Genomic DNA, 24,931 nt, shown 5'->3' with positions numbered 1-24,931 from the left:
CCACGCGTGTCAAACGTTTTATATACACGGCGTCCCACAGACCAAATCAACAGATCCTTGGAATTTAGCCATTCTTCAAACTATAGTTAGCTCTGACTTACAAGAGGGTGTGGGACGCCGCATCGAAAAAGCCAGTTTTTGACGCGGCGTCCCACACCGATAACGCACTTTACGCGTATTGGGCACCTGTCCCATGCGGATTTTCCCGCATACACCATCACACCGTCGGAATCACGATGAGATATCGGGTTTCGGCGGTTTTCTGTTGCGTATTGGGGCTGTCGAGCTGCGCGACGGCCTGCGCCAAGAGCGTGCCAGCATCACTGATTTTCACGGTCTCATTAATCAGCGCGTTCATATCGTGCTTGAGCAGCGTGCCGCCAGTGCCAAAACCGAACAGTACTGGAGCGGTGTCAAGATTGTTGCCGGAATCGTCAGTATCGCTCGACTTGGCTGAGTCGTTCGTTCCCGAACCAGCGCTCTTAGACGAGTCGGACTTATCACCACCACCGATGGCCGAAGTAAGACCACCCGCATAGTTCATCACATCGCCAGCAGACATGGACATGGTGTCATCGACCAGTGAGGCCTTGGAATGCTGCGACTGCTGCTGTTGCACGGCTTTGGCCTGCTTACGGGCGGCATCGGCCTTACGCTTGGCTTGGGTGGCCCGGGTCTTACCGTAGAACGATTGCGATTGCGAATCGACCAGGCTAGTCAGTGCCTGAGCCTCGGTCACCGGACCGGAAGAGACATCACCGGACGAGCCATCACCATCACTGCCGGAAGCCGAGGACGTGCCGCCTTCGAACTGATCGGAGAATCGCAATACAATCTGGCGCAAGGCCGTGGCTTTGCCCGTATGCTCGGAGGCGGTGGCAAGCGTGCTCATCGCGGCATCGACCTTGGATTGAGCGTCGGCGAGTTCATCGCTACCGTTGGTTTCGGCGATGGCTTGGCTCTCGTAAGCGGTGGCGCCCGAGGACGTGCCACCGGTCAGGGCGCTCAAATTGGCCGTATAGAAGTCCGTGTATTTCATCGAATACGGAATCATTGCGGCGGAGAGCTGGCTCTGTCCATCGGCGTATTGTTTGGAGCCTCGAGTGGCTTCCTCCGAAGCCTCGGCGGTCAGATCATCCACCAGTCCGCTGGTGCCTTGCTGCTGGATGCGGCGAATCACCTCGTCCAACGCATCGACCGCACCGGCATGCTGATGTGCGGCACTGACGTTGTTCACCGCGTTGGCCAAGTCGAGTACGGCTTGAGCCAAAGGCGTGTCCCCGGATAGTTCGCCGGCCGTGCCCATCAACGCCGGCAACTGGGTGGAGGTACCAATCGATCCAGACAGGTGCGTGGTATATGAGCCCACATACGCGGCCATATAGTCTTCAAACGTCCGCTTATGGGCGGTTTCGCGTTCGGCCACTACAGACTTGTTCAGCGCACGCTCGTTATCGCGCAGGGTTTGAAGCTGCTCGATGAGCTGTTGCTGTTCACCGGAACCGGCGTCGGTCAGCGCATCGACCAGTGTGGCGGCAGAGGCGGTGAGTTGGGCGACATCCGTATCGGCAGCAGGCTGTGCGGCAGCATTCGCGGCATCGGGATTAGCACCAACTGCCGGACTGCTGGAATTGGAAGGCAATACGGCGAGCGCCACGGAACTCATGGAGAAGTCTTTGGCGTTCATATAGCAGCTGAATTCCAAGCCGGTTGCGGCTTTTCCAGCTGCAGCGACTACGGTATTGGAACCTTGCATGGTCACCGTAATGGAGTTGTCAGCGGAAACATCATCGGCTACCTGCGTAGGCACGGTAAAGGCGACAACCGGGATCGTACGGTTGGCCTCCTTGGTTTGCGGCTTAATATCGATATACACGCCGATCAGTCCAGACGCGCCGGCAACCTCGTTTGCCTCGACGTTCGGACCGTCAAGCGAGTAGGTGACGCTGACTTTCCATGGCAGGGTGGCGGCGGAAGCGGGGACACGAGAAACCTTGGACGTGCCGGAATCACTATTGGCGGAATCGGTATCAGTGGAACCGCTATTGCCGGAATCGGCACTGGCGCCATTGCCGGCGCCGCCCTTCCCTACCACATACCAACGGACCGGCTCCCCTTCGGCATCGGTGACGGCGTACATATCACTTGCCGTAGCGAGCACCGGACCGTAATCAACCGGAGTCGGACGAGACATCCAAGCACCGCCGAGAATCGAAGCCACGCACAATGCGCAACTGACCAGTGCGGTGCCACATCTCATCTACGTATCCCATTCATACAGTCGGCCACTATGGGCATTCCATTCCCGTATTAATGTAGTCGCTGCAGGCAACTTGCCCTATAGACGAATATCCGAAAGGTGCCCATTCGCTGCGGGCGAATCAGGCGAATACGTCGAGTACGCCCGGGTCGCCACCGGCATCGGCTATGCGCTGGTGGCGCTTCTTGGCTTCGGTAACCACGAATTCACGGTACATTTCGGCAATTTCCGGATCAAGCCCGGCATCGATGGCGATGCGGTGGAGGCGCTCGATCTGATAGTCCTCACGCTTGGTGTCTTCGGGCGCGAATCCGGCGTTGGCTTTGAGCACGCCGACCTGCGAGGTGGTCTTGAACCGCTCGGCCAGTAATGCGATGGCCGCCGAATCGATGTTATCGATGGTTTGGCGCAGCGCTTTGATGCGCGCCACCGCCTGCGCGGTTTCCGGGTGAGCCGCCGCTTGGGCGGAATCAATGGTGGTCTTTTGCCAGTCGCTGCTCGTTTCGCTCATGATATCGAGAATACTCCCGTTCGAGTCCTTGTGCGATACTCGACGTTTGTTGGACGTTGTATATCAGGATACAGGGTTTAAGCTGTGAGGGACATGTTCCGGAATTCCTCCGGAGTGTGTCCCTCGAGTCGTATCTGGCGTCGTTTGGTGTTCCAGTGCACGATGTACGCGTCGAGCTCGGCCTTGAATTGCTCGTACGAGTCGAACTCCCGTCCCCTGTAGAACTCGTCCTTCAAGTGGCCGAACACCCGTTCGGTGGCGGCGTTGTCCAGGCAGTTGCCCTTGCGGCTCATCGACTGGCGGATGTTCAGTCGTTCGAGTTCCTCGCGCCACCATGGGTGCTGGTACTGCCATCCCATGTCGCTGTTAAACCGATATCGGTTTAACAGTGATTAAGCCGGGTTTGTTGTTAAGCCGGGAAACGGTTCGGGATTGTGGTGGGAGTGCCGCATTCCGTGTTGTTTCCCGGTTTAACGTTTTCTGGCTATTTGAGGGTGCGGAGCTGTCGGAGCCGTTGTTCGCTGAGCCATGTCTCCTTGGCGGGTCGGGGCCGGGGTCGGCCGCGTCGACGGCCTTGCGCATCATGTCGAGGGTCGCGAACGCGTAGAACGCGCTGGTGGTGCTCATGCTTTCGTGGCCGAGCAGTTGCATGACGGTCGGCAGTGGCACGCCCTGTTGGTAGAGGTCCATGGCACGGGTCCGTCGTATCAGGCGGCAGTGGATACGTCCGGGCATGGAGGGGCACGTCCCGCGTGCCTTTGACGCCGCGGTTTTGAGGATCTCGTCGATCCGGTCCACGGAGAGCGGGCGGATGGTGCCGTTCCTCGTCGAGTGGAACAACGGTCTGGCTCCGTCGCTCCCGTCCGTGTCGGGATGGAATTCGTCGAGGTAGGACGTCAGGTGACGTCGCGTCCTTTCTCCCATGGGCACGATCCGTGTCTTGCCGCGTTTGCCTGTGATCGTGATCCTGGCCGGCTCGTCCATCCTCACGTCCTCGAGTGTCAGGGCGGCGAGTTCGCCGATCCTGGCGGCGGTGTCGTACATGAGGATCGGGAGCATGCGGTTCCTGCGCGATTTGGCGTCGCCGGTGCCCCATGCGGTCAGCAACGCTTTGGTGTGCTCCTCCCCGAGGTGGTCGACGGGTTTTCGCGCGGGTGGTCTGACACGTATGCCGGCCGCGTCGTTGGCCAATGCGGTCAACGTCGGATGCTCGAGGCTCGCGTGGCCGAGGAATGCGCGCATCGTCGTCATCCTCAGCATGATGGTGCGGTCCGAGTATCCGCGTCCGGCCCGCATCCATTCGACCCACCGGCCCAGGTGCGCCCGGTCGAAATGCCCGAACCCGATGTCGTCGCGTTCCACGCCTTCCATGGTCTCGAGCCATCGGATGTAGGATTCCAGGCCGATGCGGCATGCCTCGACGGTCTTCGGCGAGTTGCCGCGCACGCGGGAAAGCCGGTGGTGCAGCCAGCCGCGCGCGACACGCCAGAAATCCGGTTCGTCCGGCCTGGTGTTCATCGGTCTTGCCGTGTTCATGGTCCCCCCGTTTCCGGGGACCACTCGTTCGGCGTCGGCGACGATATCCGCGTACCCGTCCATGAAATCGGGGCCGGCGTGCACGTAGTAGGGGGTGCTGCCGATGCCGGCGTGTCCCATGTAGGCCGCCAGGTAGGGCAGCATCGCCATCACGTCCATGCCGTCGCGAGCCCATCGCTCGATGTTCGCGAACGCGAGCCGATGCCGGAAATCATAGGGTCTGGGCCGTTTGCCGGCTTTCGGCCACGCAAGCCCAGCCTGCGTCCAGACGCGGCAGAACACCACGCCGGGCATGCTCGGGCAGACCGGGCTGCCGGTGGAGGCGACGAAAAACGCCGGCCGGTCATTCTGAGAGGGTGTCTAATTGTTTGTGTATGGGATCATCTGATGGAAAGGAAACGATCATGGTGACCGAGGCAGTGAAGCCTATGGCCGGCGATGTGGCCGGGAACGACAATGGTGCCGTGACGGATTCGCGGTCCCTGGTGGACTCGCTGGTCGCGTCGGGAGCGCTGGACCCCCTGTTCGAACGGATAGACGGCGGGCAGATCGAGCTCACCGGCGACGGCGGACTACCGGGCGAGCTCACGAGGGCCGCCCTGGAACGCGGCCTGCAGACGGAGATGACGTCGCACCTGGGCTACGCGCCCGGCGACAGGGAGTCGAAGGCGGGCGGCGGGCATGCGAACTCGCGCAACGGCTCGTATCCCAAGACGCCGTCCACGCCGGTGGGAGAGGCGGCCGTGCAGGTTCCCCGCGACAGGGACGGCTCGTTCACCCCGAGGTTGGCGCCCAAGCATTCCAGGAGGCTGGGCGGACTGGACGAGATGATCATATCCCTGTACGCGGGCGGCATGACGGTGCGCGACATCCAGCACCACCTCGCCAAGACGATCGGCACGGACCTGAGCCCCGAGACGATATCCAACATCACCGACGCGGTGAGCGACGCCGTGCTCGAATGGCAGGAGCGGCCGCTGGACGAGTCCTATCCGGTCGTGTACCTGGACGCCGTCAGGGTCAAGGTGCGCGACAACGGCAGAGTGCTGCCCAAGGCGGCGCACATCGCCATCGGCGTCGACATGGACGGGTTCAAGCATGTGCCTGGCATGTGGGTCCAGGACAACGAGGGCGCCTCCTTCCGGGCGCACGTGTGCGCCGAGATGGCCAACCGGGGCATGGCCGACGCGCTGATCGTGTGCTGCGACGGGCTCAAGGGCCTGCCCGAGGCCGTGGAGGCCACGTGGCCCAAGGCGATCGCGCGGACCTGCGTGGCGCACCCGATACGCGCGGCCAACAGGTTCGTCGCCGACCACGACAGGAAGAGGGTGTGCGCGGCGCTCAGGAGCGTGTACCGCGCGCCCAACGGGCAGGCCGCGGAAAAGGCGCTCGGCGAGTTCGCGGAAAGCGAGCTCGGCCGGAGATACCCGTCGGTGGCCGCCACGTGGAAACGCTCGTGGGACCGGTTCGTCCCGTTCCCGCGGTTCCCGCCCATGCTCCGCCGGGTGGCGTACACCACCAACAGCATCGAATCGCCCGACTACCAGTCGCGCAAGGTCAGCCGCAACCGCAGCCAGTTCCCCAACGACCAGGCCGTGGTCAAGCTGTTCTGGCTGGCAATCTGCGACATCGAGGACAAACGCAGCCTCAAACGCGCCAAAGACGGCAACAAAACCAGGCGCAAAAGCGAGGGAAGGCTCATCGAGGGGCGCATGACGACCAACTGGAAACAGGCCCTCGCCCAACTCGCGGCCGCATACCCCGAACGAATGGAACCTTATTTATAAAACACACCCCAAACACAAATAACTTGACAAGCTCCGTCGACAGGGTCAGAAAGGCCGAGGGCGGGCACAACGCGCTGCTCAAACGCACGAAATACCTGTGGCCCGGGAACGAGTCCAGCCTGACCGAACTCCAATTGGAGACCAAGCGCGGCCTGCAAAAACAGCGGCTCAAGACCGCCCGGGCCTGCCGGATGCGCGAGACCCTGCAGGACATCTACGCCGACAGCGCCAGCCGCGCGGAGGCCGAGGCCGGGTTCAGGGCCCTGTGCTCGTGGATGATGCATTCACGGCTGGAGCCCATGAAGGCCCTGGCCCGACAGCTGCGCCGCCATTGGGACTACATCCTGGCCTATTTCGACCACCGGCGCACCAACGCGGTCCTCGAGGGCCTGAACAGCGTCATCCGGCACGTCAAGACCCGTGCCCGGGGCTTCCGCAACATGGAGTACTTCTCCACGATGATCTACCTGACCTGCGGCAGACTCGACCTACGAACCGTCACCACCTGACCGGCTCCCACCCACACCAAACAGCGAAAGGCCTTTTTCTTTTCGTGCGGCCTGTTTATCTTGGTTCGTTCTTCTGTTGTGGCTTCAGCTTACGTCAGCCAAGACGGTCATACCTTGCCGCATTCATCGATTTTTTGATAAATCCATCGGCTATAGGGTTAAATATGCTACCGCTGACACATTTCAGCATAAATGGGAACAAATTCCAACAATAACGGCGTCCCGCACTTGACAGCAATTCTGAAACGTTACAGAATAGAAGCGTCAACAAGGAAGTGACTGCGACAAAGTAGTGCGATAACAGTACTTTCAATCACAAAGACAACGACATTGTTTTTGTGAAACGATACAGAGAAAGGAAAGCAATGGAGCGAATCCAATACCCCGACCCCCAATGCGTCCGACGCAACTGGGTCGATCTCAACGGCACCTGGGACTTCGCGATCCCCGGCGCACCGGCCGGGACCAAGAACGGCAACCAAGGCAACAACGCGATGGAGTCCACACCCGAGACCCTCCAAGCCGCGGCCTCGATGGCCTTCCCCGAATTCGACCGCACCATCGAGGTGCCCTACAGCTACACCTTCCCCAAGTCCGGCGTGGACGAACCGCAGTATCACCCCGTCGTGTGGTACCGCCGCTCCTTCGACCTCGACATGCGCCCGGGCAAACGATACCTGCTCAACTTCGAGGCCGTCGACTATGCCTGCGACGTGTGGCTCAACGGCCGACACGTCGGCTCGCACCAAGGCGGACACACGCCCTTCCGCTTCGATGTGACGCCTTACGCGGCCAAGGAAAACGAACTGGTCGTCAAGGTCGTCGATTTCAACCGCACCGACCAACCGCTCGGCAAGCAGGCATGGAAGGACGGCAACTTCGCCTGCTGGTACACGCGCACCATCGGCATCTGGCAGAGCGTGTGGCTCGAAGAGACCGGCGACGTGCATCTGACCGACTTCACGATGACCCCGCACGCCAACCAAGCGCGCCTCGACGTGGATGCCTCGCTCAATGTCAACGTCGACGCGGAGCTCGACTACAACGTGACCTTCGAAGGCAAGCCGGTCACGCACGGCACCGTCTCCTTCACCAACGCGCGCGCCCGGTTCTCCGTCGAGATCCGCAACTACGACCCGTCCCCCGAACCGCATCCATGGACGCCCTCGACGCCGGACCTCTACGACATCGACTTCACCGTGCGCTCCGGCGGCGAGACCACCGACGAGGTGTCCAGCTACTTCGGTCTGCGTGATGTAACCAGCGACGGGAAGATGATCTTCCTCAACGACCAGAAGTACTACATGAAGCTGCTGCTCAACCAGGGCTATTACCCGGGCGGAGGATTGACGGGCACCGCCGACGAGTTCCGCGCCGACATCGAGAAGATGAAGGCCATGGGCTTCAACGGCAACCGCATCCATCAGAAGCTCGAGTCCAACCGCATGCTCTACCTGTGCGACAAGCTCGGTTTCATCGTCTGGGCCGAGATGCCCAGCGCCTACGAATTCGGCCCGGAGCTCATCGCCAATGTGGAGCGCGAGCTGCCCGCCTACCTGCGCAAGCACGTCAACCACCCCTCGGTGTTCGCCTATGTGCTGATGAACGAGTCGTGGGGCGTCTTCGACATCGCCCACAGCGAGCAGGAGCGCACCTTCGTCAACTCGCTCTATTATCAGGCGAAGGCCTTCGATCCCTCGCGCCTGGTCATCGGCAACGATGGCTACGAGCAGACGCGCACCGACATCGCCACGATCCACGACTACAACGCCGATGCCGACGAACTGCTGGAGACCTATCAGGGCCGTCGCGACGAAGTGTTGGCTGGAGCACCCTCCCCGATGGGCGGCCGCCGCGTGTTCTGCCAGGGGTACGAACAGCAGCGCGTGCCGGTGATGGTCACCGAATACGGCGGCGTGGCCTATGAGCCGGGCGGTCACACCGAGGATTCGTGGGGCTACGGTGAGCGTATCACCGACCCCGACAAGGTCGTTGATCAGATCGCGGCCCTGACGCGGGCCGTGATGGACATCGACTATTGCGTTGGCTTCTGCTACACGCAGACCTCCGACGTGGAACAGGAGGTCAACGGCCTGCTCGACCACGACCACGAATACAAATTCGACCCCAAGCGCATACGAGAGGTGTTGCTGAGCAAGCACACCTACGGCTACGTGCAGGTGTGAGAACGAGCGCCGACATGGGTGCGGATATGGCCACCCTTCACAATCGAACCAATAAATAGAGAAAGGGAACAATATGACATCGGCAACGGCAGCCGCACCGGTCAAATCCAGCAATGCGGACAAAGTGAGCCTCAAGGAATACGTGGCGTATTTCTGCTACGGATTCGGACAGTGCTTCAGCTACGGCATCATCGGCAGCTTCATCCTGATCTACTACACGGATGTGGTCGGCATCTCCTCGGTGGTCGCCAGCGCGATCTTCCTGGTCGCCCGCCTGTGGGACGCCGTCTTCGACCCGCTGGTCTCCGGGTTCATGGACTCCCGCAAGCCCAGCAAGCAAGGCAAGTTCCGCAAGTGGATGAAGATCGCCCCGATCTTCGTGGTCGTCGCGACGATCGCCTGCTTCATCGACCCGGACATCCCGGTGGCCGGCAAGATCGTCTTCTGCGGCACCACCTACATCCTGTGGGGCACCTGCTACGCCTTCTCCGACATCCCGTTCTGGTCGCTGTCCACCGTGATGTCGCATGACCGCCAGACCCGCACCGACCTAGTGACCGTCGCCAACATCGGCGTGTCCGCCGGCATCGCCATGGCCGGCATCATCATGCCGGTGATGCTCGCGCAGTTCAAGCAGAACAACACTCCGTCGATGAGCTATCTGATCTCCGTGTCGATCCTCATGATCGCGGGCTTCGTGATCATGGAGTTCGGCTACCTGTTCACCAAGGAGCGCATCGCCGCCTCCGACAAGGCGGAGAAGCTCTCCTACAAGCAGGTGTTCGAGGCCGTCAAGGCGAACAAGTACATGATGATGATCCTGGTGATCTTCTTCCTGAAGTTCTTCATGGAAATGGTCAACAACATGATGATCTACTTCTTCACCTACAACATGTCGAACGCCGGGCTGATGAGTGGCTTCGGCCTGATCGGCACCTTCAGCGCGCTGACCTTCCTGCTCATCCCGGTGCTGACCCGCCGCTACAAGAAGGTGAACCTCGTCCGCGTGCTGCTCATCGCCGAGATCGCCTTCCGCGTGGTCTTCTACTTCGTCGGATACTCGAACACGACATTGACCTTCGTGTTCATCGGCATCACCTGGTGCATGTACTCGATGAGCAACCCGATCCTGTCCGCCATGCTGGCCGAGACTATCGAATACAGCCAGGTCAAGACCGGGCACCGTGCGGAGGCCGTGGTCTTCGGCGGCCAGACCTTCTCCAGCAAGCTGGCCATCGCCCTCGCCGGCGCCACGACCGGTCTGACGCTCACTTTCCTCGGCTATCAGCCGAACGTCGCGCAGACGTCGGGCACGCTGAACGGCCTGTTCATCGTGATCTCGATCCTGCCGGCGCTGGGCGCGCTGCTCAAGCTGCTGATTCTGACGAAGTACGACTACACCGAGACCGAGTTCAAGGAATACCAGCGCATCCTGGTCGAACGCGGCGCGGAGGGATACCAGACCGCACCCGCCGATCTGGTGTCCGAGACCGCCGCGTCTGGCTCGGCGACAAAGTAAGGATATCCGCTCCACACAATGACTGAGAGGGCTCCGTGTCCGATGCGTTCCGGCATCGGACACGGAGCCCTTCGACGTTTCGGGAGAACGGGACGGCCGTCGTTATGATGGGAGGAAACGCACCGCCGGACGGTGGGCGCCCACCCGAGAAAAGAGCCACCTGTGAGTGAAAGAACGACATCGGCCGTCGCCGACAAACCCACCCCCACCATGCGCGACGTCGCGCAGCTCGCCGGGGTGTCGGTGACCTCGGTGTCCAACTATCTTTCCGATTACCCGTATATGAAGCAGACTACCCGCGAACGCATCCGGCAGGCCATCGAGATGCTGGGATATGTAACCGACGAACGGGCACGCAGCCTGCGCTCAGGGAGAACCGGGCTGATATCCCTGGCCATTCCCAGTCTCACCCAGATATATTTCGCCGAGCTCGCCGAACGCGTGATTGCCGCGGCACGGCGACGCGGATACGGCGTAACCGTGGAATCCACGGCCTTCAGTCGGCGACATGAGTTGGAAAGCGTCGCCGCCATGGCGCGCAAGATGAGTGACGGGTTGATTCTGAGCCCCCTGCTCATGGAACGCCGCGACATCGCCCGCCTGGCCGGCGACTATCCGCTCGTCGTGCTCGGCGAGTGCCTGTTTGACGTGCCCGCGCCCCATATCCTCGTGCATAACATCGACGCGGTCAAGGCGCTGACCCAGCATCTGCTCGACGCGGGTTGCCGGCGCATCGCGCTGATCGGCGGCGCGCTCGACCGACGACGGACCTCAACCGAAACGCTGCGTACGCAGGGATATCTCGAAGCATTGGCACAGGCCGACGTGCCAGTGGATGCCAAGCTCATCAGGCCCATCCCCGCCTGGGAGACCGACGAGGAGGCCAAGGACGATGCCAGCGGCGGCGCAGGCTATGTGGGACGGGGCATCGCCACCAGACGCAACGGTTCGGAAATCGTGCGTCGCATGTTCGAGGAAGGCATCAAGGCCGACGCCCTTCTGTGCTACAACGACCTGCTCGCCTTCGGTGCGTTGCGACAACTGCGCGAGATGGGCGTGCGCATCCCGGACGACCTGCGCGTGGTCAGCATGGACAACCTCGAGGAGGCGCAATACACGATTCCCTCGCTGACCTCCGTCGAGCTTGGCAAGGAGCAGATCGCGCAATGCGCGGTCGACGCCATTCTGGAGCAAGTGGCCGGCGGCGGGCGCGGCGCAGCCGAGCAGCGTTACGTCGATTTCTCGATCCACTACCGGGAGAGCTCGCCGGCGGTGGCGTGATCGACGCACCGGAAACGCCGATGGGGCCCGCGGAATAATCTCCGCGGTCCCCATCATCGCATCATTATCGGTAAGGCATCGGACTTCCGAGCGGCAACCTCAGTTGCCGTTCACGGCTCCACCAGCAAGAACGGACCACGCTACGCGCGGACTCGATCCAACCTTCGTTCGGCTGCCGCCTCACTCAGGCGTCGCCGTCGGCAAGCCCACCGGGTTTGCCTGAACGGCAACCTCAGTTGCCGTTCACGGCTCCGCTCTGCTGCTGCACGATGGCGGCGAGGAAGTCCCGATTGGTGGCGGTCTTCTTGAGGCGCGGCACCAGCGTCTGGTAGGCCTGCTCGGGCTCCATGCCTCCCAGCAGACGACGCAGACGGTAGATGACCGGCAGTTCCTGCGGATTGGTGATGAGCTCCTCGCGGCGGGTGCCGGAAGCGTTGATGTCGATGGCCGGGAACAGTCGTTTGTCCGCCAGCTCGCGGGACAGGCGCAGCTCCATGTTGCCGGTGCCCTTGAACTCCTCGAAAATCACCTCATCCATCTTGGAGCCGGTCTCGACCAGCGCGGAGGAGATGATGGTCAGGGAACCGCCGTTCTCGATGTTGCGGGCGGCGCCGAAGAACTTCTTCGGCGGGTAGAGGGCCTGCGCGTCCACACCACCGGACAGGATGCGGCCGGAGGCAGGGGCTGCGATGTTGTAAGCGCGAGCCAGTCGGGTCATGGAATCGAGCAGTACGACCACGTCCTGGCCGAGCTCCACAAGACGCTTGGCGCGTTCGATGGCCAGTTCGGCAACCGTGGTGTGATCGGAGGCCGGACGGTCGAAGGTGGAGGAAATGACCTCGCCCTGGACCGTGCGCTCCATATCGGTGACCTCTTCGGGGCGCTCGTCCACGAGCACCACCATAAGGTGGACCTCGGGGTTGTTGGCGGCGATGGAGTTGGCGATGTTCTGCAGGGTGATGGTCTTACCGGCCTTCGGCGGGGAGACAATCAGACCACGCTGGCCCTTGCCGATCGGGGAAACGATGTCCATGATACGGCCGGTGAGCTTGTTCGGGGCGGTCTCCTGCTTCAAACGCTCCTGCGGGTACAGCGGCGTGAGCTTGGAGAACTGCGGACGGTTGAGCGCTTCTTCAACGCTTTGGCCGTTGATGGAATCGATGGCCTGCAGCGGCACGAACTTCTGGCGCTGGTTGCGACGGTCGCCTTCGCGCGGGGCGCGAATCGAACCATGGACGGCATCGCCCTTGCGCAGACCGTACTTCTTGACCTGGCCCATGGAAACGTACACGTCGTTCGGGCCTGGCAGGTAGCCGGAAGTGCGCACAAAAGCGTAGGAGTCGAGCACGTCGACGATGCCGGCCACCGGCACCAGATCCTCCTGCGGCTCTTCGCGGCGGCTATCACGGTCATTGCGATCGCTACGATTATCGCGATCATCATAGCGACGATCATCATCGGCGTTGTCGCGATCACGGCCACGCATGCGGCGGTTACGGCAATCGTTGCGATCATTACGGTTATCGCGATCGTTACGATCGCTACGGTCGCGGCGGTTACGACGCACAAACTCGTGATCGTCGTTTTGCTCGCCGTCTTCGGCCGTTTCCTCGTGCTTCTGCGTGGGCAGCGTGGCCAGGATATCGTCGAGGTCACGCACGGTTTCTTCGCTGTTTTCCGCAGTGCGACGGCGGCGGCGAGGCTGCTCGTCCTCATCATCACGGACTCGGCGAATCAGAGGAACTTCCACGTCCTCATGGCGCTCGCGGCGACGCTCGGTAGGCGCTGCATCTCCCAAATCGAGCGTGGCCAGCAGATCGCCGGCCTCATCGGCCTTCTTGCGCGGCTTGCGGCGAGCGAAATCGGACTGGTCGTCATCGCGACGACGACGGGCCGCACGCGGTTCGAATGCGGCATCATCGGCGGCCTTACGACGGGTGCGTCGCGGTTCGGTCTCGTCCTTCTTGGCATCGTCGGCCACGGGAAGCGGCAAATCGAGCTGCGGTTCCGTGGCAGCCGGAGCTGGAGCCAGCGACTGGGTGGCCGCGTCAGCATTGTCTGTGGTGCTGGCCTCAGCGGCATCGGGCTGCGGAGCCTTGACGACCTTGGCGGTTTTGGCGGCCTTGGGGGCGCGCACGGTCACACCGGCCGGCGGCTCTCCACCATTGCGCGCCGCCTGCAGGGTGGCGCGCAGCTCGGGCTTGCGCATGGTCGACGTGCCGCGCAGGCCCATCTGTTTAGCGAGCTCTTTGAGCTCAGGCAGCTTCATATCCTCAAGATTCTGGCTATTTGCCACTGGTTGCCCTTTCCATACCGAACAGGCCCATGCCTATCCAGGCGTTAAGAGTGATTATTGCGGTCGCACCGCTCATGAATGTTCGCTGCGTCTCTGAGTCTTCGCGAACTTCGTTTACTGTACAACGCCAACTCGACCAACGCAAAACGGCCCGCCGAAAACCAAAAAAAACTCCCTCTGTGACGAGGGAGCTCAACAAGGTTTACTCACTTTTTTTCGTGGTAGGACTTTTCGGTGTTGACGGACCACACGTTCTTCTTGGACGTCTTGCCGGTCTTGATGTTGCCGACGGCCTCCATGGCGGTGGCCATGGAGTGGTCCATGTTGTTGTAGCGGTGCTGGCCGTTACGGCCCACGCAGTACAGGTTGCCGAAGCCGTCGAGGTACTCGATGAGCTCGTCCATGTGCTCATAGGTGTCGAAGTAGGCGGGGTACGCCTTCCTGACGCGCTCACGATGGGAGTCGATGACCTCGTCCGGACCGTTGATCACACGCATGCGGGTGAGCTCGGAGATCGCGAACTTGGTGACGTCCTCCTCGCTCATGTTCCAGAACGAGTCGCCCTCCTCGCAGAAGTACTCGAGGCCGACCCAGACGGTGTCGTCCACGTCCTTGACCAGATACGGGCTCCAGTTGTTGAAGATCTGCAGACGGCCGACCTTGTAGCCCGGGTCCTGCACGTAGATCCAGCAGTCCGGCACGATCGGCGGATTGCCGAGGGTGGGGATGTTGGTGGTGTTCTTGAGCTTCAGGTGCTTGACCAGCAGGCCCACGGTCACGAAGTCGCGGTACGGCAGGCCGTTGGCCACCTCGGTCATATCGGCCGGGGCGGGCTTGGAATCAGCGGCCTCGGGATCGTCGCCGGCCGCGTCGATGGCGTTGACCAGGTCCTTGACCGGCATCGAGGAGATGAACTGGTCGCCGGAAAGCTCGGTGCGGTTGCCCTCGGAATCCTCGTACACCACGGAAGACACGGCACCATCGGTCTGGCGGACCTCGACCACCCTGGCGTCGGTCAGCACCTTGACGCCGGCGGCCTCGCAATTGGACTCGACGGTCTCCCACAGCTGGCCGGGACCGTACTTCGGATACCAGAACTCCTCGATCAGCGAGGTCTCGACCTCCGCGTTGGAGCGCTTCCTAGGGCTAAGCTTCTGGAAGGCGTTCTTGAGCACGCCCATGATGGACAGGCCCTTGACGCGCTGGGCACCCCAGTCGGCGGAGATCTGGGAGGGGTGGCGGCCCCACAGCTTCTCCGTGTAGCCCTCGAAGAACATCGAATACAGCTTGCGGCCGAAACGGTTGATGTAGAAGTTCTCCAGGTTGTCTTCCGGCAGCTTGTGGAACATGGACTTCAGGTAGCTGAAACCGGCCACCATGGTGAGCTTGAAGCCCATGGCCTTCAACGTGTTGGGGCTCAGCGAAATCGGGTAATCGAAGAAGTGGCGGTTCCAGAAGATACGGGACACGCGGTGGCGCTTGAGCATCACCTTGTCCTCCGTCTCCGGATCGGGGCCTCCCGGCTCCATGTCGTGGTCGCGGCCGAGCTTCTTGTCATCATAGGAGGGTGCGCCCTGCAACGGCAGAACGGTCTTCCACCAATCCATGATGCGTTCGTCTTTGGAGAAGAAACGGTGGCCGCCGATATCCATGCGGTTGCCGTTGTGCTTCACGGTGCGCGAGATACCGCCGAATTCGCGGGTCGCTTCCAGCACGGTCACGTCATAGTTTTCCGCGCCGCCGTCCTTGACGAGTTCCCATGCGGCGGTCAGTCCAGCCGGACCGCCGCCGATAATCACCACGGATTGCTTTTGCGTCACTTTGAGGTCTCCTTATAAAACAAGATCTCAAGCAGTCTACCCGAAGGTAGGGAAGACGATGCTTGCAATCGTGCATGGTCCCGGCGTGCGGCTTTGTCGCGCGAAGGTTCGACCCGTGCCCTACATGCGGCTTTCATTCGCGCCGAATAGGCGGCGCCGTCCTTCACTTCATGTGGAAGACGGCGCCGGATGATTATGAGCGGACAGTCGGCATCAGCGACGCATACGCCACACATTCAGCGAGACGCCGATCAGCATCAATCCGACCGTCAGCACGACAAACACCGTGACCGAACTTCCGGTACGTGCCAGTGACGTCGGACGGGCATTCGTGGTGGATGATGCCTGACCGGCAGCGGTTCCCTTGCCGGCGGCATGCGTCGCCGCATCGGAATCAGTCGCGGGCTTGCCGGATGGCTGCGGCGACGGGGTCGCATCGGCCTGTTCCGCGATGCGGGCATCCTGACCGAGCGTCTTATGATCGGCGGCCAGGCAGCTTTTCAGTTCGGTCAGCTTGTACCATGTCGAACCATCGGCGACCGGCGTGCATTCGGAACGGAACGGAACCTCGTTCTCGTTGTACAACATGCGCACGATGGGCGTGTACCGTTGTCCGGTGGCGGGGTCCTCACCCTTCCTGGCGTACACATCCCATTGCACATTCGCGGCCATCGGCGTCACCGATTCGCCACGCCACTCATTGTTGCCGTAAGTGTACACGTCCGTGGTGGAGGCCGGTGCCTGCTGCGTGGAGCCCGGCAATCCCAGCAATGCGGCAAACGGCATCATGGTTTCCGCATGGGCGAACCGGAACGTCGCCACAGTGGATCCTCCGTTCACCCGCGCATCAATGGTATTGAGGAAATCATCCAACAGAGGCTGCGCGATGGAATAGGTCTCGTTCTGACCGGCGTAGCTCGGCCCCTTCTCATAAAAGTCCTCGGCATCAAGCGCCCATGCGAACATTCTGGCATCATCCGCATATGCTCCCTGGAAATACTGGTCGAAGGCGAAGGTGTGGTCACCGGTGTTCTCATTGTGCATGTCGGCGGCGATGATGTACAGGTTGTACAAATCCATCGCGGCGTCATACTCACTCTTGATCTTCTTGGAGACTTCGCCGCATGCGTCGGGATCTTTGGACGCATCGGCACCTGGCGCGCAGTTCTTGCCGCCTTTCTTGGTGCCGTCCGTGGTGTTGTACCACTTATATTCGCCATTCTCGAGTTTGGCGAGGAATTCTTCGGTGAAAATCTGGGACAACAGGTCATGTGAGGCCCGTTTGACGTCGACGTTGTCACCTATGGTCTTCTCAGCACCGGCGATGGTCGCATCATTGGCAACGAAATTCTGGTAGTTGTTCGCGATGTCGTATGCCTTGGTACCCGGCACCTTGCTTGTGCCATCGGGATTCTGCACCTTGTGGAAGTACAGGGTGTCGGGATTCTTCTGGAAATCCTTGCCATTGCCGGAATCGGCGGGATTCGTCGGCGCGCTGACATTGCCGATGAGCCTGCCTCCCGAAGCCTCGTTGAAACCTTTCTCGAAGTTCTCGCCGGACTCAGTGGCGCGCGCTTCGCCGGAGGACTGGTAGGCAATCGTCCCGCCATCCGCTGCGGCCTGATCGAACAGCGACCGATTACGCTGGTACGCACGTTCTCCGATACCGTAATGCTGCTGTGCGCCCTGACCGGTCAGCATGCCATAGCCGTTCTCGACATTGGCCGCGGTGATGCCGCTCAGGTTTTTCACGAACTCGGCTTTGATGGCCTCCGACTTGAACCCGCCATCCCGAGCGGCGGTCTCGGCCATCCTCATCAGCAACGCATCGTACTTGTAGCTGGACAGGCCACGTGATCCGTGACGGGCCATGCTTTCGGTATAAATCGGTCCGTATCCTTTCGGAGCCTTGCTATAGGACGACGCGGTCGCGTCATTCGGGGCCACATACGGCTGTTTGCTGCTGTAGTACCGGCCGTCGGCCTCCATAGCCTGAGCCGGCCGGATTGTTCCCGGCAACAACATGGCAGACGCGGCGAGGCATGCGACGGAACCGACTATCCTCTTCATCACTCGTGTTGACATCGATTATTCACTCTCATCTCATCAACGAAAAAAGACGGGCCCGTGACCCGAGCGCGCCATGAGTATGGTATGAGCATGAATCGAACACGACACACGTATCAAGTGACGTCCCGGCAAACCGTGGTCGCATAATCGGTGAATAGGCGACTGTCGTGGCGCGACACCGGATCAGTGGATGTCGTCGGGAATGTCGATATCGGTTTTCTGGACTTCTTCGACGTTCACGTCCTTGAACGTCACGATGCGCACGGACTTGACGAAACGGCTGGAACGGTAGACATCCCATACCCATGCGTCAGTCAGCTGCACATCGAAATACACGTCCTGGCCAGCGGAACGCACGTTGAAATCGACCTTATTCGCCAAGTAGAAGCGACGCTCAGTCTCCACCACATAGGTGAACAGCTTGATGACGTCACGGTATTCCCTATACAGCGCGAGTTCGGCGTCGGTTTCGTAATTGTCGAGATCCTCGGCACTCATGCTTGTTTACTCACTCACTTTCCGTATCGCGTTTGCGGCCGCGGCCCAGCGTACGCCACCATGCTTCCTTTGAGGGCTTGCGTTCTGCCTGATCGTACGGCCAGTTGCTTTCCTCTTCGAGACTGTGGCGCGCGTTCTTCTGCGTATCGTCGTGGTGCCCGGCCTGTGGCTCGACTGGCTGTGCGGCCGCCGGCGTCTGGGCCTGAGACTGCACGTCACTCGTCGTGACGGCGGCTGCCTCACCACGCTGTGCCGGCTCGGGTTCCGGCTTGTTCTGCTGGATGGCGATGGAATGCTCGCGCGCGGACAGCGCCTCCTTGACACCCGGATTGTCCTCAATCAAGTGCATGCCAAAAGCGTCAAGCGAACGAATCGGATCGTACTCGTCGACCAACGTGTCCATGACGATAAGGTCCTGATATTTGTTGTTTTCGACATCCCACAACGCGTCGCGCGAGGTGCCGGACGGCACGAATCCGAGCGACTGGTAGACCGAAATCGAACGGCTGTTCTTTTCCGGCACGCTCACCCAGATGCGGTGCATGCCCAGGCCGGCCGGTTCGGGCGCAAAGCCGTAAGTCATCACACGCGGCATGGCGTCACGGGAGTAGCCGCGGCCACGGTATTCACGGCCCAAGATGATCTGGATGCGGGCGGACTTGGACCAGCCGTCGATGTCGATAAGGAAAATCATGCCGATGACGTTATCGGTGCTGGCCGCATCGAGCTGACCGTCATCGTCATGGTCGGCGTCAGTCAATACAGCCCATGCGATGGTGCGGCGAGATTCCGGGTCGCCCACGCCGGATTCGGCGGGCGCCTGACCGGCTTCCCAGGCTTGGGAGCGGCGGACCCACGTGTGTACAATGGCGCGTTCGGTGACCGCATCCTTGCCGGTGATCTTGGATGCGCCATAGAAGGCATCTAGTTCATCCAAACGAGGCAGGTCCTCGGCGGTGGCGGGGCGCAGGTGCACCATTTCGCCACGAATTGGCGGAATGACGATGCTCTGTGGCAGATCGCGCTTCAGTTGCACTTCGGTAGCCATGCTCAGCGTCTCGTTGGTTGTGGTCATCGGTATACATCCCCCGGTTCGGCTTGTTTCGGCTCACGGTCCAGTGCCGAGCATATCTTACTCGACTGGGTGAACGCTGGAAATGCTCTGAGTCGACTTTCTTACAGAATCAATAAAGGCTCCCGCTGGCGGGAGCTGTCAAACGAATTTGAACTGGAGGATTTCCCTACAAATAAGTGCTCCCACTGGCGGGAGCTGTCCGCGAAGCGGACTGAGGGTGGTCATCCGACCATGGCGACTACCCTCAGTCTTACTCCGTTCGACAGCTCCCGCCAGCGGGAGCCAGTGAATCTAATCAGCCCTTGATCTTGCCCATGACGACCTTGGTGACGGCCTTGGCGTCGGCTTGGCCGCGTGTGGCCTTCATCACGGCGCCGATGATCACGCCCATCGGCTTCATGTTGCCGCTCTTGAGCTTCTCGACGACATCCGGGTTCGCCTCGAACGCCGCGTCGACGGCCGCCTCGATGGCACCGTTGTCTTCGACGATCTTGTAGTCGTGCTTCTTGACGACCTCATCCGGGGTGCCTTCGCCCTTCAGCACGCCTTCGACGGTCTGCTTGGCGAGCTTGTCGTTGAGCTTGCCGGAGGCGATGAGCTTCTCGACTTCGGCCACGTCGGCCGGGGTGATCGGCAGCTCTTCGAGGGACACACCCTTGGCGTTGGCTTCGCGGGAAAGCTCGCCCAGCCACCACTTGCGCGCACCGGCCGCCTTGGCACCGGCCTTGACGGTTTCCTCAATCAGGTCGAGGGCGTCGGCGTTGAGGATGTCGCGCATCTGCAGATCACTCAGGCCCCACTCGGACTTGAGGCGGTTGCGGCGCTCGCGCGGCATTTCCGGCATCTGGGCCTTCATCTCCTCGATGTGCTCCTTGGTGATGTGGAGCATGACGAGGTCGGGGTCCGGGAAGTAGCGGTAGTCGTCGGCATCGGACTTCAGACGGCCGCCAGCGGTGGTCTGCGTAGCCTCATCCCAGTGGCGGGTCTCCTGCAGAATCTCCTTGCCGTCGTCCAGACGAGCGGCCTGACGGCGAATCTCGTACTGGATGGTCTTCTCGATGCCGCGGAACGAGTTCACGTTCTTGGTCTCGGAACGGGTGCCGTAGGGGGCATCCGGGCTTGGACGCAGCGAGACGTTCACGTCGGCGCGCATGTTGCCCTGCTCCATACGAGCGTGGGAGATGTTCAGCGCACGCACGATGTCGCGGATGGCGCGCACATAGGCACCGGCGATTTCGGGAGCGCGGTCGCCCGCACCCTCGATCGGCTTGGTGACGATCTCGATCAGCGGCACACCGGCGCGGTTGTAGTCGACCAGCGAGTGGTCGGCGCCTTCGATACGGCCGTCGGCACCACCCACGTGGGTGTTCTTGCCGGCGTCGTCTTCGATGTGGGCGCGCTCGATCGGCACACGGAACACAGTGCCGTCTTCCAGCTCGACGTCCAGGTAGCCATTGCCGTTGGTGGGCTTGTCGTACTGCGAGATCTGATAGTCGCGCGGCATGTCCGGGTAGAAGTAGTTCTTGCGGGCGAACTGGCTCCACTCGGCGATTTCGCAGTGCAGGGCGAGACCCAGTTTGATGGCGTAATCGACCGCGGTCTTGTTGATCACCGGCAGACTGCCCGGCAGGCCGAGGCTCACCGGAGTCAGTTCGGTGTTCGGCTCGCCGCCGAACTCGATGTGGGCCGGGCAGAACAGCTTGGTGTTCGTGGACAGCTCCACGTGGGTTTCCAGACCGAAGACCACATCGTACTTCTTGGTGGCATCGGCGTACTTCATCAGTTTTTCAGCCATGATGTTGTTTCTTTCCTTCCGATGCTCACTTGCCCAGACCGTCAAGCCATGGGGTCTTGAGGTCGTTCCAGATCGGGCCGTTCCAGCCGTCCTCCAGCGCTGCTTCGAGGGCCGCAGCCGGCTTGTACATGACTTCGTCGCGCTGCTGCGGGGCGATGAACTGGAAGCCGACGGGCAGGCCGTCGTCGGACAGGCCGGCCGGGATGGACATGGCGGGCATGCCGGCGAGGTTGGCCGGAATCGTGGCGATGTCGTTGACGTACATGGCCAGCGGATCGTCCATCTTCTCGCCGAACTTGAAGGCGGTGGACGGGCTGGTGGGCGAGATCAGCACATCGACCTGTTCGAAGGCCTTCTTGAAGTCCTCGATGATGAGCGTGCGGACCTTTTGAGCCGAGCCGTACCAGGCGTCATAGTAGCCGGCGGACAGGGCGTAGGTGCCGAGGATGATGCGGCGCTTGACCTCGTCGCCGAAGCCGGCCTCACGGGTGTAGGCCATCATGTTGGCGGCGGTCTGGGGCACGCCGGCCGGCGGCATGACGCGCAGACCGTAGCGCATGCCATCGTAACGGGCCAGGTTGGAGCTGACCTCGGACGGCATGATGATGTAGTAGGCGCCCAGCGAGTATCCGATGTGCGGGCAGGAGACCTCAACGACTTCGGCGCCCATGTCCTTGAGCTTGTCGACGGCCTCGCCGAAACGGGCCTCGACGCCGGGCTGGAAGCCCTCGCCGCCGAGTTCCTTGATGAGGCCGACCTTCATGCCCTTCAGATCGCGCTTGGCGCCTTCGCGGGCGGCGGCGACCATCGGGCGCGGGCCTTCGGGGATGGAGGTGGAGTCACGCTTGTCGTGGCCACCGATGATCTCCTGCAGCAGTGCGGAGTCGAGCACGGTGCGGGAGACCGGGCCGATCTGGTCGAGCGAGGAGGCCATGGCGATGGCTCCGAAACGGGAGACGCCGCCGTAGGTGGGTTTGACGCCCACGGTGCCGGTCAGGGCGCCGGGCTGGCGAATCGAGCCACCGGTGTCGGTGCCGAGGGCGATCGGTGCTTCGAATGCGGCGACTGCGGAGGCGGAGCCGCCACCGGAACCGCCGGGCACGCGCTCGGTATCCCACGGGTTGTGGGTGGTCTGGTAGGCGGAGTGCTCGGTGGAGGAGCCTTGGGCGAATTCGTCGAGGTTGGTCTTGCCGAGAATCGGCATGCCGGCGGCCTTGAGCTTTTCGATGACGGTGGCGTCGTACGGCGGCACCCAGCCCTCGAGGATCTTGGAGGCGGCGGTGGTTTCGATGCCCTTGGTGACGATCATGTCCTTGATGGCGATCGGCACACCAGCCAGCTCAGGCAGGGCGGCCTTGTCTTCGGCGGACTTGGCGTCGAAGGCGTCGGCCTGCTCGAGAGCCACATCGCCGGAAACCTTCAGGAAGGCCTTGATAGACGGCTCAGCGGCTTCGATCACCTTGAGGTGGGCTTCGACGAGCTCACGGGAGGTGACGTCGCCCTTCTTGATGGCAGCGGCCTGCTCGGCAGCAGACAGTTTGACAAGAGTTGCGGTTTCGTTGCTCATCGATTACTCCTCGCTTCCCAGGATTCGCGGTGCCACGAACATGCCGGCCTCGGTCTTCGGGCCACCGGCGAGCGCCTCTTCCTGCGTGAGCGGGGTTTCGGCGACGTCCGGGCGCAGGTAGGCTTCCAGCGGAACCGGGTTGGCGGTCGGCGGCACATCGTCGGAGGCGACTTCCTGGACCTTGTTGATGGAGTCTGCGATGACGTTCAGTTCGCCCTGCAGACGGGTGATTTCCTCATCGGTGAGCGCGATTCGGGCCAGATCGCCCAAATGCACGATTTCTTCGCGTGAAAATGTTGGCATGGCCATAACTATATGAGCCGTATGTGACACGCAGTTGTCGGGAAGCCTCATTTTCCCGCCTACTGGAGCCCTTCAGCGAATCAGAAGCTCAAGCCGGTCGAGCATTTGCCCCGCTGCTGGCTTCTTCGGCGGGGCAAAACCGTTGCCGGACCGCAAGTTCACCTTACTGAGACGACTCGCAGCAGAGCAAAACCGCGAGCTGACCGATGAAACGCCCCGCTCAGCCATCCCAGCAAAACAAAACCGCGGTCCAACCAATAAAACGCCCCGCTGAGACGCCCCGCAGCGAGGCAACGCCACGGCCCAACCGCAAATGTGCCCCACTGAAGTATCTGCATGGCCACCCTAATAAGCTCACAATGAGCCCAAACACACCTACATCGAACATATGAACGACAATCGCCCTGCGCACCTCGCCAGTTATCCACATTTTGCATACCCACCCAAAAGAATCCACATAATCAGTCCAATACGGTCAGATGCCTGATAATCAGGCAAAAACACACATCTAGGCACCGAAGCTAGAACCACATAACCCCAGACAGATAGACACCGTGTTCACCATTGGCATACCGTCGAATCATGAAACATCACAAAGCAGTGGACATACTCATCACGAAGGCTGAAGCAACGCAACAGTGCGCTTATGGAACAACCAAGGCACACCGCTCGGCACTGGCTCGGCGCGTGCAGGCGCGCGAACTCAAACGTGTATTCCCCAACATGTACGCCGCTTCGGAATACTGGGATTCGCTGCAACCCGACGAACGTATCAGACATATTGCACGAACTCTTCATAACAGACATCCGGATTGGGTGTTCGCCGGGGTCACGGCAGCGGCCATCCACGATTTTGAACACCAATGGCATCTTCATGCTGGCACCATCACTCTCGCCACAACATCACGAGGCCCCAACGCCAGCAGTGCAAAGGTCAAACGCATCTTCACGTCAAGCAGCACGCCAGAATATGCCAATGGACTCCCGGTGACCAGCAAAGCCAGAACGGTGGTGGATTGCGGGCTGTCCGTCGACTTCCGATTTGCACTGCCCATTATCGATTCGGCGCTGCGCAACGGCGTCGCCATCACGGACATTCTGAATGTGTGCAGCACTATGCGACGTGATTGCACGCCGATATTCCGCCTACTGCATTACGCCAATCCGGCGAGTGAGAATGGTGGCGAGTCACTTGGACGAGGCACCATCATCGCAGGCGGCCTATTAGCCCCAGAACTGCAACAAAACATCACCGACCCGCAAACCGGTGCTCTGTATCGCGTGGATTTCCTCTGGCGGCTACCTGAGAATCGGCTTATCGTGGGCGAATTCGATGGCTATGAAAAATATGTGAACCCGGATATGAATGACCGCAAGGGTGTTCGTGGTGCAGTTCAGGCGGAGAAAGAACGGGAGACGGCACTGTACCGGGCCAAAGTCGACACCATTGTCCGATTCACCTATGAGGAGGTGATGCAACAACATCCTTTACTCAATAAGCTGCGGGCAGCCGGCATACCTCATGCTGGAACAGTGATGGGAGCTGGTTAAGCGCAGTGAACCACGGTGGTCAAATCCATGGGGTCAGAGTCACCAGAACCATGGTCACTGCAGAACCGCCAAAGCCATAGCCATGACAAACTGCCAGGATCATGGCCGAACCGGCAGAACTGCCAAAGCAGTAACCCGCGTTATTTGATATCTGATATCCGCTTTTCCGGTGATGATGAGACCGCCGATCCATGCGGCGGCAGCCCAGGCGATGAGAATCAGGCCGGACTGCCACCATTCGGGAATCCAGTAGTCCGGTTTAACGGCTTCGGCCAGTGTGGACTGCGCGGAGCTGCTGATGCCTGCGGCGAGCAGGATGCCGACGATGCCGGCGGCAAATGCGAATTAATGCCGCGGCGATGGATTT

16 protein-coding genes and 2 pseudogenes are annotated in these 24,931 nt (G+C 61.1%); 6 read left to right on the top strand and 12 right to left on the bottom strand.

The window, feature by feature from the left end:
* Window positions 1–217: 217 nt before the first annotated feature.
* The 4 genes and pseudogenes from BLIJ_RS01425 to BLIJ_RS15330 all read right to left on the bottom strand — a co-directional run bounded on the left by BLIJ_RS01425 (window position 218) and on the right by BLIJ_RS15330 (window position 4,601).
* On the bottom strand, window positions 218–2,260 hold the full coding sequence (locus BLIJ_RS01425; RefSeq protein ID WP_012576711.1) for a hypothetical protein: 2,043 nt from the start codon (window positions 2,258–2,260) through the stop codon (window positions 218–220).
* 121 nt (window positions 2,261–2,381) lie between these two features.
* On the bottom strand, window positions 2,382–2,771 hold the full coding sequence (locus tag BLIJ_RS01420; RefSeq protein ID WP_012576710.1) for a chorismate mutase: 390 nt from the start codon (window positions 2,769–2,771) through the stop codon (window positions 2,382–2,384).
* Window positions 2,772–2,848: 77 nt separating this feature from the next.
* Window positions 2,849–3,139, bottom strand: a pseudogene (locus tag BLIJ_RS01415) (transposase); the annotation flags it as partial.
* Complete coding sequence (locus tag BLIJ_RS15330; RefSeq protein WP_012576709.1) at window positions 3,138–4,601, bottom strand: site-specific integrase; 1,464 nt, start codon at window positions 4,599–4,601, stop codon at window positions 3,138–3,140. The pseudogene BLIJ_RS01415 and the gene BLIJ_RS15330, both read right to left, overlap by 2 nt.
* 134 nt (window positions 4,602–4,735) lie before the next feature.
* On the opposite strand from BLIJ_RS15330, the gene BLIJ_RS01405 reads away from it, so the two are divergent.
* From BLIJ_RS01405 to BLIJ_RS01385, 5 genes and pseudogenes are all read left to right on the top strand, one after another.
* The gene (locus BLIJ_RS01405) at window positions 4,736–6,094 is read left to right on the top strand and encodes an IS256 family transposase (protein ID WP_012576708.1); all 1,359 of its coding nucleotides are present in this window, start codon (window positions 4,736–4,738) and stop codon (window positions 6,092–6,094) included.
* A gap of 32 nt (window positions 6,095–6,126) precedes the next feature.
* Window positions 6,127–6,603 (top strand): annotated as a pseudogene (locus BLIJ_RS14540) (transposase); the annotation flags it as partial.
* Window positions 6,604–6,968: 365 nt separating this feature from the next.
* Complete coding sequence (locus BLIJ_RS01395) at window positions 6,969–8,789, top strand: glycoside hydrolase family 2 protein (RefSeq protein WP_012576707.1); 1,821 nt, start codon at window positions 6,969–6,971, stop codon at window positions 8,787–8,789.
* A 73-nt stretch (window positions 8,790–8,862) separates the two neighbouring features.
* Window positions 8,863–10,308 carry an MFS transporter gene (locus BLIJ_RS01390; RefSeq protein ID WP_012576706.1) on the top strand — a complete coding sequence of 482 codons (1,446 nt, stop codon included), beginning with the start codon at window positions 8,863–8,865 and terminating at the stop codon, window positions 10,306–10,308.
* Window positions 10,309–10,470: 162 nt separating this feature from the next.
* Complete coding sequence (locus BLIJ_RS01385; RefSeq protein ID WP_014484531.1) at window positions 10,471–11,589, top strand: LacI family DNA-binding transcriptional regulator; 1,119 nt, start codon at window positions 10,471–10,473, stop codon at window positions 11,587–11,589.
* Between the two features lie 232 nt (window positions 11,590–11,821).
* Here BLIJ_RS01385 and rho read toward each other — a convergent pair whose 3' ends face one another.
* The 8 genes from rho to gatC form a co-directional block, all read right to left on the bottom strand.
* The gene (rho, locus tag BLIJ_RS01380) at window positions 11,822–13,885 is read right to left on the bottom strand and encodes a transcription termination factor Rho (protein WP_012576704.1); all 2,064 of its coding nucleotides are present in this window, start codon (window positions 13,883–13,885) and stop codon (window positions 11,822–11,824) included.
* A 206-nt stretch (window positions 13,886–14,091) separates the two neighbouring features.
* On the bottom strand, window positions 14,092–15,705 hold the full coding sequence (locus BLIJ_RS01375) for an NAD(P)/FAD-dependent oxidoreductase (RefSeq protein WP_012576703.1): 1,614 nt from the start codon (window positions 15,703–15,705) through the stop codon (window positions 14,092–14,094).
* A 213-nt stretch (window positions 15,706–15,918) separates the two neighbouring features.
* On the bottom strand, window positions 15,919–17,790 hold the full coding sequence (locus BLIJ_RS01370; RefSeq protein ID WP_012576702.1) for a histidine-type phosphatase: 1,872 nt from the start codon (window positions 17,788–17,790) through the stop codon (window positions 15,919–15,921).
* A 168-nt stretch (window positions 17,791–17,958) separates the two neighbouring features.
* Entirely contained in the window at window positions 17,959–18,273 is a 315-nt protein-coding gene (locus BLIJ_RS01365) for a DUF2469 domain-containing protein (RefSeq protein ID WP_003828150.1), read from the bottom strand.
* Window positions 18,274–18,283: 10 nt separating this feature from the next.
* Window positions 18,284–19,348 (bottom strand): GNAT family N-acetyltransferase, encoded by a 1,065-nt coding sequence (locus BLIJ_RS01360; protein ID WP_012576701.1) that lies wholly within the window; start codon window positions 19,346–19,348, stop codon window positions 18,284–18,286.
* A gap of 295 nt (window positions 19,349–19,643) precedes the next feature.
* Window positions 19,644–21,143: an Asp-tRNA(Asn)/Glu-tRNA(Gln) amidotransferase subunit GatB gene (gatB, locus tag BLIJ_RS01355; RefSeq protein WP_007051530.1), complete on the bottom strand. Its 1,500-nt coding sequence runs from the start codon at window positions 21,141–21,143 to the stop codon at window positions 19,644–19,646.
* A 25-nt stretch (window positions 21,144–21,168) separates the two neighbouring features.
* On the bottom strand, window positions 21,169–22,710 hold the full coding sequence (gene gatA / locus BLIJ_RS01350) for an Asp-tRNA(Asn)/Glu-tRNA(Gln) amidotransferase subunit GatA (RefSeq protein WP_012576700.1): 1,542 nt from the start codon (window positions 22,708–22,710) through the stop codon (window positions 21,169–21,171).
* A gap of 3 nt (window positions 22,711–22,713) precedes the next feature.
* On the bottom strand, window positions 22,714–23,013 hold the full coding sequence (gene gatC / locus BLIJ_RS01345; protein WP_011068473.1) for an Asp-tRNA(Asn)/Glu-tRNA(Gln) amidotransferase subunit GatC: 300 nt from the start codon (window positions 23,011–23,013) through the stop codon (window positions 22,714–22,716).
* Between the two features lie 582 nt (window positions 23,014–23,595).
* Between gatC and BLIJ_RS01340 the strand changes: the two genes are divergently transcribed.
* Window positions 23,596–24,564 carry a type IV toxin-antitoxin system AbiEi family antitoxin domain-containing protein gene (locus BLIJ_RS01340; RefSeq protein WP_007051533.1) on the top strand — a complete coding sequence of 323 codons (969 nt, stop codon included), beginning with the start codon at window positions 23,596–23,598 and terminating at the stop codon, window positions 24,562–24,564.
* The last annotated feature ends 367 nt before the right edge of the window (window positions 24,565–24,931 follow it).

The sequence above is a fragment of the Bifidobacterium longum subsp. infantis ATCC 15697 = JCM 1222 = DSM 20088 genome (assembly GCF_000269965.1).
Classification (GTDB): Bacteria; Actinomycetota; Actinomycetes; order Actinomycetales; family Bifidobacteriaceae; genus Bifidobacterium; species Bifidobacterium infantis.
This window is presented reverse-complemented; position numbering and strand designations above follow the sequence as displayed.